This is a genomic window from Microcoleus sp. A003_D6 (assembly GCF_036702825.1).
Taxonomy (GTDB): Bacteria; Cyanobacteriota; Cyanobacteriia; order Cyanobacteriales; family Microcoleaceae; genus Microcoleus.
In genome coordinates this window covers 1-10,795 of the sequence record NZ_JAUBWA010000173.1, presented here as the reverse complement: position 1 = coordinate 10,795, position 10,795 = coordinate 1, and the positions used below count along the sequence as shown (strand labels likewise).

Annotated in this window: 13 protein-coding genes and 1 pseudogene; 4 read left to right on the top strand and 10 right to left on the bottom strand. The window is 47.0% G+C overall.

Going from position 1 to position 10,795, the window contains the following annotated elements; all coding sequences use genetic code 11:
- Positions 1–138 precede the first annotated feature (138 nt).
- From QUB70_RS29535 to QUB70_RS29525, 3 genes are all read right to left on the bottom strand, one after another.
- Positions 139–2,466: a S8 family serine peptidase gene (locus tag QUB70_RS29535; RefSeq protein WP_332985221.1), complete on the bottom strand. Its 2,328-nt coding sequence runs from the start codon at positions 2,464–2,466 to the stop codon at positions 139–141.
- 160 nt (positions 2,467–2,626) lie between these two features.
- Positions 2,627–3,025 carry a helix-turn-helix domain-containing protein gene (locus QUB70_RS29530; protein WP_332985219.1) on the bottom strand — a complete coding sequence of 133 codons (399 nt, stop codon included), beginning with the start codon at positions 3,023–3,025 and terminating at the stop codon, positions 2,627–2,629.
- A gap of 187 nt (positions 3,026–3,212) precedes the next feature.
- Positions 3,213–3,530 (bottom strand): type II toxin-antitoxin system HigB family toxin, encoded by a 318-nt coding sequence (locus tag QUB70_RS29525; RefSeq protein ID WP_332985217.1) that lies wholly within the window; start codon positions 3,528–3,530, stop codon positions 3,213–3,215.
- A gap of 215 nt (positions 3,531–3,745) precedes the next feature.
- On the opposite strand from QUB70_RS29525, the gene QUB70_RS29520 reads away from it, so the two are divergent.
- From QUB70_RS29520 to grxD, 3 genes are all read left to right on the top strand, one after another.
- A complete protein-coding gene (locus QUB70_RS29520; RefSeq protein WP_332985215.1) occupies positions 3,746–4,369 on the top strand; it encodes a hypothetical protein in 624 nt (207 codons plus the stop codon).
- Positions 4,370–4,411: 42 nt separating this feature from the next.
- On the top strand, positions 4,412–4,672 hold the full coding sequence (locus QUB70_RS29515; protein WP_172192604.1) for a BolA family protein: 261 nt from the start codon (positions 4,412–4,414) through the stop codon (positions 4,670–4,672).
- Between the two features lie 202 nt (positions 4,673–4,874).
- On the top strand, positions 4,875–5,198 hold the full coding sequence (gene grxD, locus QUB70_RS29510) for a Grx4 family monothiol glutaredoxin (RefSeq protein WP_332985213.1): 324 nt from the start codon (positions 4,875–4,877) through the stop codon (positions 5,196–5,198).
- Between the two features lie 188 nt (positions 5,199–5,386).
- Here grxD and QUB70_RS29505 read toward each other — a convergent pair whose 3' ends face one another.
- From QUB70_RS29505 to QUB70_RS29485, 5 genes and pseudogenes are all read right to left on the bottom strand, one after another.
- The gene (locus tag QUB70_RS29505) at positions 5,387–5,587 is read right to left on the bottom strand and encodes a hypothetical protein (protein ID WP_332985211.1); all 201 of its coding nucleotides are present in this window, start codon (positions 5,585–5,587) and stop codon (positions 5,387–5,389) included.
- A gap of 28 nt (positions 5,588–5,615) precedes the next feature.
- The gene (locus QUB70_RS29500; RefSeq protein WP_332985209.1) at positions 5,616–5,864 is read right to left on the bottom strand and encodes a DUF6761 family protein; all 249 of its coding nucleotides are present in this window, start codon (positions 5,862–5,864) and stop codon (positions 5,616–5,618) included.
- Positions 5,865–6,003: 139 nt separating this feature from the next.
- Positions 6,004–7,089 carry an RNA-guided endonuclease InsQ/TnpB family protein gene (locus tag QUB70_RS29495; RefSeq protein WP_442927852.1) on the bottom strand — a complete coding sequence of 362 codons (1,086 nt, stop codon included), beginning with the start codon at positions 7,087–7,089 and terminating at the stop codon, positions 6,004–6,006.
- A pseudogene (locus QUB70_RS29490) lies at positions 7,010–7,708 on the bottom strand (IS607 family transposase). The gene QUB70_RS29495 and the pseudogene QUB70_RS29490 overlap by 80 nt, the downstream one beginning before the upstream one ends.
- 72 nt (positions 7,709–7,780) lie before the next feature.
- A complete protein-coding gene (locus tag QUB70_RS29485; protein ID WP_332985207.1) occupies positions 7,781–8,005 on the bottom strand; it encodes a hypothetical protein in 225 nt (74 codons plus the stop codon).
- Positions 8,006–8,232: 227 nt separating this feature from the next.
- Here QUB70_RS29485 and QUB70_RS29480 point away from each other — a divergent pair, with 227 nt between their 5' ends.
- A complete protein-coding gene (locus tag QUB70_RS29480) occupies positions 8,233–8,967 on the top strand; it encodes a response regulator transcription factor (RefSeq protein ID WP_332985206.1) in 735 nt (244 codons plus the stop codon).
- Between the two features lie 26 nt (positions 8,968–8,993).
- Here the strand turns inward: QUB70_RS29480 and QUB70_RS29475 are convergent, their stop codons facing one another.
- A complete protein-coding gene (locus QUB70_RS29475; protein ID WP_332985205.1) occupies positions 8,994–9,344 on the bottom strand; it encodes a 4a-hydroxytetrahydrobiopterin dehydratase in 351 nt (116 codons plus the stop codon).
- A gap of 335 nt (positions 9,345–9,679) precedes the next feature.
- A complete protein-coding gene (locus QUB70_RS29470) occupies positions 9,680–10,567 on the bottom strand; it encodes a Uma2 family endonuclease (protein WP_332985203.1) in 888 nt (295 codons plus the stop codon).
- Between the last annotated feature and the right edge of the window lie 228 nt (positions 10,568–10,795).

Genomic DNA, 10,795 nt, shown 5'->3' with positions numbered 1-10,795 from the left:
AGCTAATTGGCTACTTTGGCTATCCTCCGTGTATCCGTGTCGTGCTGGTTGCTGCTTGTCCCCTCGCGGGGAAGAGGACGGAAGTTCTGACTACGCACCTGGGACAGGACGGAAGTCCTCACTACAAACCAATTGACATTAGACAATGTAAGGAGAATCGATCGCCTTTGCCCGATTAATCGCCACCAAAGTCTGGTAAATCAAAGCTGAAATCTCAGCGCGGGTGATATCCCGCTGCGGCGAAAGCCAATCGCGGGAAGGATAATTAACCACAATCTTCAAAGCAGTTGCTGTGGCGATCGCACTTAAAGCAAAATTAGGAATCTGAGATCGATCGGTGTAAACTTTCAAAGAATCAGGATTGCCGCCCTTAAGTTCCAAACCGTTAACCAAAGACACGATCGCCTCACTCTTAGTCAAATTCTGATTCGGGCCGAACTTCAACCCCGGAAACCCCGACAAAAACCCGGCCCGATTTGCCCGTTCGATCGCACTTCTCGCCCAAAAACTAGCAGAAACATCAATAAAATTTGTAGCCGGCACCCTCGGAATCGGACTAAACGCACTCACCAACAGCGCCGCATATTGAGCGCGATTTAAACTGTCATCAGGCCTAAAATAACCGTCAGGAAAACCGCTAATTATATTCGCCGCCGCCAAAGTTTCAATAAACTTCTGTGCCCAATGTCCAGAAATATCGCTGAACATCGCACCCCCGATATTCGGATTGCCGCCGCCCTTTCTCACAGCAGCTTGCACAGCTTTAAAAGCATTCACTTTCCCGTAACCGAACCAATCGCTGCGGCGGTTGTTAGTATCGTAATTTCCCATGCGATTGCCCAACTGGGGATCGGGATCGGGATCGACAATTTTGTCAGCAGTTTGTTCGAGAATTCCCCGCACTTCCCGCGCCGTCAAACGAGGGTTCGCCGAAAGCACCAAAGCTGCAACCCCAGCGACTACTGGAGTGGCGCTGGAAGTGCCGCCAAAGGTATTTGTGTAGTCCCCCGAATCGTAGCCGGCAACCCCGACTCGATCGGCAGAAAACACCCCCAAACCGGGCAAATACTGCGTCACCTCCGGCGGCGTGCCGATAAATCCGGTTTCTTGCAGCCAGGTTCCCGGCGGCGCGTTGTTGCTGGGGGCACACACCGAGATGCTTGTGCCCCAATTGCTGTAAGCTGCTTTTTTGTTGAGGGAAGTGGAAGCGCTGACGGCAATTACGTCTGGGTGAACGGCAAATCCCGCCAGCCAATTAGTTTGACCCTCCACGACGTTGTTGGGCCAGCCTTGTTCGTTAACAGTACCGTTGACTGGGCGGTTGGCATTGCCGGCTGCGAACAGAATAACGCAGCCTCTGCCGCCCCGCCCTTGGGTTGCTGCTTTGGTGATGACTGCACTTTGTCGCAGGGAAAGGGGAAAATAAACTGCCCCTGGGCCCCAACTGCAAGAAATGACGGCAGCCCCTTTTTCGATCGCCCAATTAAACATTTTTTCGACAGAATCGTCATCGAGAAAACCCGTGGTACGGATGGGCATCAGGGCGCAGCCGGGGGCGACGCCGACAATGCCTTTGCCGTTTTCTTCAGCAGCGGCGACGCCGGCACAACTTGTACCGTGGTTGTCTGAGTCTGCGACTGGCATCGGGGAAGTGTCGCCGTCTTTGAAATCAATGGGTGAGACGATTTTGCCTTGGCCTAGAAAATCTGGGTGGGTGATGTCAACTGAATCGTCGGCGATCGCAATTACGATCGATCGAACTCCGCGAGTCATGTCCCAAGCTGGTTCTGCATAAATTTGAGCGCCGCCGACAAGTTGGTTGCCGCCTTTGTTATTGAGATACCACTGTTTGGGATAAAGCGGATCGCGGGGCGTGTAATGCTGCTGCGTCTTTACTAAAATGTTGGGTTCCGCTACGAGAACTTCTGGATATCTTGTCAGGCGGTTGGCAATTTTGACCGGGTTTTCTGTTGCTTGTTTGGTGACGAAGCAGACGAAAGTGTTGGGAATTCCTTCTACTGGCCGGACTATTTTTAAAGCTGCTGCATTGGCGATCGACTTTCGCGATTGTTCGTCTACTTGTTCGCCAAATTGAATCGTAATTTGGTCGGTTAAATAAAAGAATGTACTCGGATTGTTCGCGGGGCAATAGACGTGGCTGGCAAAAGCTACAGCATCGCTGGCGCGGGCTGCTTGCATTGCTGCTTCTAGGCTAGAGGGCGCAACGAGATATTCTTCGAGATTCGTTTGGCCGACGCGACGGTTGAGTTTTGCCCCAGTTGTTGCAGCCCAATCGTTTGAAGCTGATGCTGTTGGTGAGGGGCGGACTGTAAAGCGGTTGGGAACTTTTGACAGCAGCAATTCATCGCCCCCGCGCTGCAAAATCACTGCCAGACTTTCATCGGGGACTCCGATACCTTGATAATTTTGTAAGGTAGTCGCGGAAAGTGCGATCGGTTGTGTCATCAGAAATGCCTGTGTTTAATTTTAATCCAGTCTTACTGTATTCTCAAGAACAGGCAGGATGCCTGTTCCACAAAAACTGAATTTTATTCTTGTGGGGAGTAGGGGTTGGGCTTCTAGCCCGCCCGTAAAAGGCTTATTAATAATGATTCAGCAAATCCCCTCAAATAAACACGCTAGGATTAACATTAAAAAATTCTCCCAGCGCCTTAGCTTGCGCCTTGCTAATCGCCCGTTTCCCATTAACCACCTCAGAGACTACTCCTTTGGAACCAATCACGCCCACTAAATCGGCTTGTTTGAGTTCGCGAACTTCGATGAGATGCAATAGAACATCCCGGGGAGTCGCTTCGGGAATTGGGTAATACTTGGCTTCGTATTCTTCGATCAACAGCCCCCAGAGACTCAGTAAAGTTTCTTCTTCTAGTGTTAATTCTTCCTGGGACATCAGAGATCCTAATTCTGCGAGGGCAAGATCGTAATCTTCTTCGTTCAGGATGGGCTTAGGCTGCGATTTCGCCAGCAGTTGACCGTAAGCTATTTTTTCAATTGTGATGTTCATAGTTCATTCAATTCTTTATGACAACAAAAGGAAGAAGAAAGCAGGAATAATATTGTCCTGAAGTTTCTCCGAGGTGGGTGTTTGTTTCTCGGTGTCATGCTTTTAACCATTGGAGTTAATGTTTTTAATTTATTGATTGAATACATCAGGGAATCTGTAAGGATTTCCCGATGTATTTAGGGTAAGATTAACCTATTTTTTGCTTGACTTCATCTTCATCATTCCAGTTGATTTTGCTATATTCGGCATGGGTTAAAAACTTCTTAAAAAGTACATATCCGGTGCTATAGTTAATTTGTACAATTAATCTATAATGTTTACCTTTAATATTAAAAATAGTATATCCATAGACTTGATCGACCGATTTAGAATACCCCTGTCGGATCTCTTCTAGCGATTTCCAATCGTTGTCTTCCATGACCTTGCACCAGGATTCGATCGCACTTGGGACATCACCGTAGGGTTCGATCGCACTCAGAAGATTTCTTGTGGACTTTAGTCTCATTCCAGTACCGTTTTTTAAACGACACCTCTATGTTCTCACAATGAGAACAACCTGTCAAGTCTCTACTTGAATTTTTCCTCAAGAGCCTTTTGCCCGATCGCGCACCCTTTGACATTTCAACAAATTTGGTTTATACTTAGCCGGTTGCGATCGCCAATGGTAAGATCGGTTCAAGCTAAATATTTTTTTAAAGCGCACAGGCGCAAAGTAATTTCATGGTATACTCTGGAACTGTTTGCTGGCTTCGCTCCACTGCCCGGATTACGATCGGGGCGATCGCAGCTTTTACCCTGTTGCAACCGCTTCAAGTCCAAGCACAACAACCTTCGGGGCCAGAGAACCAACCGCAAGTCGAACCCGCCGACGACCCCACAGACCCCAACAATCTCCGCCCTCTGACGCAAGACAGCAGCCTGCTGAGTGTCCAGGGAGGCCAGCGTTTGATGACAGAAGCCAGCAGTGCTATTTCCGATCAGAATTACGCACTCGCTATTCAAAAGCTCCAAGAATCCCGCCAAATTTTCAATCAACTGTCCAACTTCTACCAACAACTGGGTAGCAGTTTTGCCGGAATTGACATCCGCTTGGCCGAAAGCCACCGCACCAAAGCTGTAGAAACAGCCCAAATGCGCGACGAAGCTACCTATCGGCTGGCGTTGGTACACCGGGCGCAAAATAAACCCGAACTGGCTGTCCCCCTGCTGATTCAGATTATTCGATCGCAGCAGCCAACTCGCGACTTGGGCAAGAAAGCTTACCAGCAGTTACTGGAATTGGGTTTTGTGGATTCGCCCTTTCCCCGGCCTGCCAGCAGTCAACCGAGCTCATCGACAAAATAGTTCCACTAAAATCTAAATTACAGCCGTTTATCACAGAAACCAATGGTTACACCGTCTCAAGTAGCAGAAATGATTAAGGCAGGGTTGCCCGACGCTAAAATACAAGTTGACGATTTGACCGGCGGCGGCGACCACTACCAGGCGAGAGTAGTCTCTGCCGCCTTTGAAGGAAAAAGCCGAGTACAGCAGCACCAACTGGTCTACGGCGCTCTCAAACAGGCAATGGCTAGTGAAGCTATCCACGCTTTGGGCTTGGAAACTTTAACTCCCGCAGAATGGGAAGCCAAAAGTCAAGTTGCTTAATTGTTGAGTGGCAATTGTCGATCGCAAGTTTGTGCTGGTGTCAATAGTTGCTTGAAATACAACTGCTCCACTTACGCACAAAAACCTGCATAAACCGGGTTTTTTAACCGGAATATATGGCTGTAACGAAAGATTTTCGTAAAAAACCCGGTTTCTGCGTCAGTCAACGTTTAAAAATTTTCAAACAATATTAGGAGCTACCATGAGTACAGCAGCACATCAAAGAATTGACGACTTGGTTAAGCAAAACAAAATCATGGTGTTTATGAAGGGCAATAAGTTGATGCCCCAGTGCGGTTTTTCTAATACTGTGGTGCAAATTCTCAATACTTTGGGAGTGCCTTACGAAACAGTTGATGTTTTGGCAGACCAAGAAATTCGTCAAGGCGTTAAAGAGTATTCCAACTGGCCGACAATTCCCCAAGTTTATATCAACGGCGACTTTGTTGGCGGCTCGGATATTATGATCGAGATGTATCAAAAGGGCGAATTGCAACAAGTTGTAGAAGTCGCTTTGGCTTCTTAAATTAGACATAACAAACATATCCCCGACTTCTTAAAGAAGTCGGGGATATAACAGCCATCGGGTTTTATATCATGTCCGATCGCCCATAATACAATTGCCGGGACGGGTTTTTGAGATTGTCCGTTTTTGGCAAATATTATTGGTGAACCCGCCCCTACAGAAATCAGGGTAATCGACCGGACATGGTATTACGTTGAATTAGGTTGATTTATAGCAGAAGGAAGAAGGAAAAACGAGGAAAAAGAAGGAAATGACAAACAATCAATTCCCGATGCCCAATTCCCAATTCCCAATGCCCGATGCCCGATGCCCGATGCCCAATTCCCAATTCCCAATTCCCAATTCCCAATTCCCAATTCCCAATTCCCAATTCCCAATTCCCAATTCATCAAAGGTTTATCGAACCGAATTTGCTATTTAATAGTAGTCTGCTTCAGTTTGTGTCTGGGGCATTGCAAAATTGGAAGGGTCGTGAATGTAACGGGCTGCTTCTTCCTCTAATCTGTGAATCAGATAAGGTTCCAAACTATTGGAATGCCGCAGGGCTGCTAAATAGCCATCTAAGTAAAGCCGCAGGTCATCGAAGCGATAACCTCTATTCCACATTTCGACGAGGGCGTCGGTGAGTTTTTGGTAGTGCCGGATTGTTTGGGTGTCTTGTAGCATGATGTGAGTTTGAAATCCTTTGTGGTGTGTATAATGACGGCGGGATTTAGGAACGGCCTCGATTGATGCTGATTGGTTCAGCTTGAGGCTATTTCTAAATAAAAGTTTTTACCCTGCTCAACAGGCTACCCTGATTCATTTACGCTGAACATTTCTCTACATAGCTGTGCAATGCTGGAGATGTAACGATAGCAATCCCGTCATCGCTGACAGAACAGGTCGAATCCGACAAAGCACGTAACAAGATATTACGTGCGCCGTTCAAATCTCGTTCAATTACCGTTTGGCAATTCGGACATTTGAACACTTTAGAGCCACCAAGCTTGCGATGAATGTGACCGCATTTGCTACAAGTTTTGGACGTATAGGCTTCAGATACATCAACAACAATCGAACCATTTCTGTCGGCTTGATGTTTGATGATTTGCTTAAAGCGATAATGCGCCCATGTCAGCATTTGACGGGCTGATTTCTTATTGATCTTCCGTTGGGCGCGTCTCACCATTTGAGACGTTTCAAATGTTGGCAGGAAGATAACGTGGTAATTTGTGGTTAGAAAGTGTGCAGCTTTTTTGTGAAGTTCCTCAATCAGGTTTTGAATCTTACTTCTGATTCTTCCCGCAGCCTTTCTCATCGCTCTTCGTTGTTTGGCAGATACTCTAGCCATCTTTCCTATTAACTCGTCAAGATATTGACACAGGCGGGTGATTCTTCCGATATCTCCACTACCAATCTCAATTACTTTTGCCGAATCGTAACCCGTAATAAATGTCCGAATACCGGGGTCTAAAGCAATTGCTGAACGAGCTTCTGAGGGTTGTGAGTTATATTCTTCAGGAAAAATAGCGAACCAGTTACCGCGATTCAAAACGAGCTGAGTGCCATATTTGCAAGACGTTGGAATAGGTTCAGATGTGGTGAACTTTAGCCCTTTAACTTTTGACTTGAACCACATCCCATCTATGAAGTTAGCATCATTGAATTTAACCGTAGAGCGAGGGTCGCGAATGCTTCGATACTTGGCATCCTTGCTTGCAGAATATGCTCGGTGAGCGTCGAAAATAGCATTTTGCCTGATATGACACGGTGCATCTTTTACCCACTTTGGCAAATCTGATTGCATAATTTTATTACGCAATTTGAGCTTACTTAAGCGGTTTTGCTTTTGCTGAGAAATTGCCTGGTTGTAGCAATATCGCGTTGCCGCCATCCACGTCTTCCAAATTTTGGCTAGTGCGGGATCTGGATAAATCTGAATCTTCCTTGATTTTAGTTTTATACTTTCGGAGTCCGTAGAGTCTACAGGAAAAGACGTGAATAATGGCAAGGATGTCTTCGACCATTTCTCGTTCTGGAGAAAGATTGTCTTGGTTGAGAACCACGATTTTTGTTCCATCGAGTTGACAGAGCCATTCAATGAGTTCAAAGCCAAAGAAGGCAAGTCGGTCTTTGTGGGCAACAATAATAGAGCCGACATTGCCTGTACGGACGGATTCCAAAACGGATCTAAGTCCTTGCCTTTTGAAGTTAAGCCCGGAGGCAATGTCGGTAATGAGTTCGGCTGATGGATAGAGTTCCAGTAATTTTGCAACTTGTCGGTCAAGGTCAGGTTTTTGATGCAGACTGGAGACTCTGGCGTACAGAATTGTTCTAAGGTTGGTTTTGTTTTGTCCGGCATAAGAATTAATTGAGTATCGTCGTTGACCCGCAGGTGTGCGGATGGTTTTGATGATGCCATCATTCTCTCACCGTCTGAGCGTGTGCAGGCAAACTCCAAAATGTTCGGCCGCTTGTCTTGGGGTTGAGTAGGTATCCAATTGGTGAATAATGCTTACTGCTTTCATAGCGCAGATAATTCAGCTATTTTCAGTAAAATTCAATAAATCAACCTACAGGACTATGCTCCATAAAAAATTTCACTCGCTGCAATGCAGTGGCTCGATTTTTTTGCGCGCACCTAGATAATTCGCCGTGCGTTTAATTGAGTCGGGATGTTGCTGAATTTTGCGGTCAAAGTGGGTGAGTGTTCCGGCTACCGAGCGAACGGTTGGAGGAATTTTAGTTTCAGTTGCGCGATTTGTCAACCTCCTGGGAATGGGGGCTGGGTCGGGGGGATCGGTTTTGGCAGGCGGTTGGGGCATGGGGTCGATCGGCTTTATACTGTCTTATTTTCATTGTAAGCTCACCGCCAGAATGATTTAACCTTTCTGGGGGCTGACGATCCCAAATTGACCAAATCTTTAAAATTCATCCCCTCGGTTTGTTCTCCGCTTTAAACGGAGCTAATGCTTGAGTAGCGCTGGTTACAAAACCTTGACAAAAGCTCTGTTAACCTTGTAGCCATTAGTGATAAGGGAAGCTCGCCTCTGTGGGATCTGCAAGTATTTCAATTGTTGAAGGGAATCCGCACCTGCGATCGCTCTTGGGCTGGCACCTACAGCAAGTCGGTCACTGGGTGCACCAGTCAGCGGATATCAGTCACGCTAGGGAAATATTTTTCAGCCGCCAGCCAACCCTAGTCATTCTGGATGCCCAATTGCCGGATGGGGACGGTTTGGAATTTTGCCGCTGGCTCGGGCAGCAGCAGCAGTCGCTGATTTTGATGCTGTCGGCGCGGAATTCGGAATCGGATATTGTTGAAGGTTTGAAGTCGGGGGCAGACGATTACCTGACTAAACCGTTTGGGATGCAAGAGTTTATGGCCAGGGTGGAGGCTCTGATGCGGCGCAACCGCACGATGATACCGTCAGCGACGCTGGAGTGCGGGCTGTTGCAAATTGATTTGGTACAGCGCCGAGTGAGGTTGTACGAGCAACACATCGAGCTGACTCCTCAAGAATTTAGCTTGCTGTACGTGCTGGCTCAAGCTGGAGGGGTGCCGCTGTCGCGATCGGATTTGCTGCGTCGGGCGTGGCCCGATGCGATCGACAACCCCCGGACGATCGACACTCACGTACTCTCTCTGCGTAAAAAAATCGAAATCGACCCTCGACAGCCGAGCCTGATTCAAACTGTGCGAAATGTCGGCTACCGATTAAATCTGGAGTTCTTGAATGCGAGTCAACTGCATTCACCGCTGATACCCGGAGCTGTGAGTTCTTAGACTACGATCGGCCGATAAGTCTGATTTTATGTTGGGAATTGATTGGCGATCGCATCTGTTTTCGCAGCCATAATAAAATCATTGCGGTGCAGTCCAGAAATCTCGTGAGTCCACCAAGTAACGGTAACTTTCCCCCACTCGGTTAACAGTGCGGGGTGATGTCCTTCAGTTTCTGCGGCTTCGCCGACGCTGTTTGTAAAGGCGATCGCACTTTTGAAATCTGGGAATTTGTAAGTGCGTTCTAATTGGGGAACGCCATCTTTTTCGATGAAATTCCAGTCGGGAATTTGAGGTTTTAGTTGGACAATTTCGTAAGCTGTGACGCGGGGAGAGTTGGGGCGGCAGGCGGCACAGCGTTCTTTTGATAAAGGTTCCATAAATTGCTTTTTAGCGAAAAGATGCTAAAGATATTATAGACCAATACGCTTGGATCAAGGAAAATTGTAGCGAAAATGTTGGGCGGAGTGAAACGGAAAGTTCGTTCGCTCGTGCCCAACCTACGCACTTTTAATTAATTGCTTTGGTTGCTAGAGGACACTTTCTTCTACAGTTTGGCTCATTTTATTTAGCTAGTAATCGAACACTCAACCAATTTTAATTAGAGCATTATTGTTGTGTGTCAGGCTGAGGTAAGTAAAATGTCGAGCGCCCTTTTTTCCTATACTCATTAAAAGAGCGATCGCACTTTCTACAAAACCCGCTATATTCAGCATTAACTGTTCAAGAATCGATCGGGATCGATGCCAGATTCCCGCAGTCTTTGCATCAAAAACTCTAACCTAGCTTCGGCAAGTTCGGCGCGTTCTTGTTCTTGGTCGGCGCGCTGTTGCTCATGTTCGGCGCGCTGTTGCTCATGTTCTGCACGTTCCTCGGGAGTGGGAATCCAATTGCCTTCAGAATCGTACCAGCGCAACCACAGTCGATCGACTCCCAGATACTCACCTTGCCACAAACCCAAACCTAAATCGATCTCAGGCATCCACACCCGCGAGTCTGACAACTCTAGTTCTTGATAATGCGCTCCCTCCAGTTTAAAAGCCCTCATTCTATTGGTATAGCGGCTGAAAACGACATAGTAAGGAACGCGCAAAATCTGCTCGTAAACATCCCATTTTCGGGCAGGCTTGTCATCTTTTGGTTCGGGATTTATATGACCGTTACCTGCTAAACTATCAGATGCCGCCGGCAGTTCCCGCCCATCATTTTCTCTCAAATCTTCTTTTTCAGTTCCCGGCGAGACCAATTCTACAACTACAAAAGGATTAATACCTTCTTGCCAAACAACATAACTCAGCCGCATATCGACTTCATCGTAAAGTCGCGAAACTCCCACAACTCCAAACCAATCCGGGCGTTTGTACCAAAGCGGGTGACGCGCGTCATAGTAAAGATTCATGTCAGCCCCGCTAAATATTTGGGAAGCGAGATAGCTGGAAGGGCGAAAAGTATAGCTCAGCAACTGCGGTTGCAAGCCGTGAAATTCATCGGGCAAACCTGCTTCCTCCGCATTTTCGCTAGGTAGATCGTACATTGTGGGGAGCGTTTCTCTGGGCGATCGGGGTGGCTGTGTTTGAGGGACGGGATATTTAAATGGAAACATAAGCACTGGCGATAGTAATTGATATTATTTTAACTCGATTAACATTAAGCAGGTGGCTGATTTTCCAGCAGGCGTTGTGCTAATTCTAAAAATTGTTCTGCCTGGGCGATTAATTGATTAGCCTCATCTTCGGGAATGGCTGGATCGATATTAGACTTCTTGCAAAAGTCCTTTTAAGCAAATTTTCGGACGGGCAAGATGCCCATCCCACAAGAGAAAAAACTTTTT

What these genes read in the sequence shown, in the direction of transcription:
- QUB70_RS29535 (WP_332985221.1), bottom strand. Translation starts at nt 2,466, where the DNA reads ATGACACAACCGATCGCACTTTCCGCGACTACCTTACAAAATTATCAA.
- QUB70_RS29530 (WP_332985219.1), bottom strand. Translation starts at nt 3,025, where the DNA reads ATGAACATCACAATTGAAAAAATAGCTTACGGTCAACTGCTGGCGAAA.
- QUB70_RS29525 (WP_332985217.1), bottom strand. Translation starts at nt 3,530, where the DNA reads ATGAGACTAAAGTCCACAAGAAATCTTCTGAGTGCGATCGAACCCTAC.
- QUB70_RS29520 (WP_332985215.1), top strand. Translation starts at nt 3,746, where the DNA reads ATGGTATACTCTGGAACTGTTTGCTGGCTTCGCTCCACTGCCCGGATT.
- QUB70_RS29515 (WP_172192604.1), top strand. Translation starts at nt 4,412, where the DNA reads ATGGTTACACCGTCTCAAGTAGCAGAAATGATTAAGGCAGGGTTGCCC.
- grxD (WP_332985213.1), top strand. Translation starts at nt 4,875, where the DNA reads ATGAGTACAGCAGCACATCAAAGAATTGACGACTTGGTTAAGCAAAAC.
- QUB70_RS29505 (WP_332985211.1), bottom strand. Translation starts at nt 5,587, where the DNA reads ATGAATTGGGAATTGGGAATTGGGAATTGGGAATTGGGAATTGGGAAT.
- QUB70_RS29500 (WP_332985209.1), bottom strand. Translation starts at nt 5,864, where the DNA reads ATGCTACAAGACACCCAAACAATCCGGCACTACCAAAAACTCACCGAC.
- QUB70_RS29485 (WP_332985207.1), bottom strand. Translation starts at nt 8,005, where the DNA reads ATGCCCCAACCGCCTGCCAAAACCGATCCCCCCGACCCAGCCCCCATT.
- QUB70_RS29475 (WP_332985205.1), bottom strand. Translation starts at nt 9,344, where the DNA reads ATGGAACCTTTATCAAAAGAACGCTGTGCCGCCTGCCGCCCCAACTCT.
- QUB70_RS29470 (WP_332985203.1), bottom strand. Translation starts at nt 10,567, where the DNA reads ATGTTTCCATTTAAATATCCCGTCCCTCAAACACAGCCACCCCGATCG.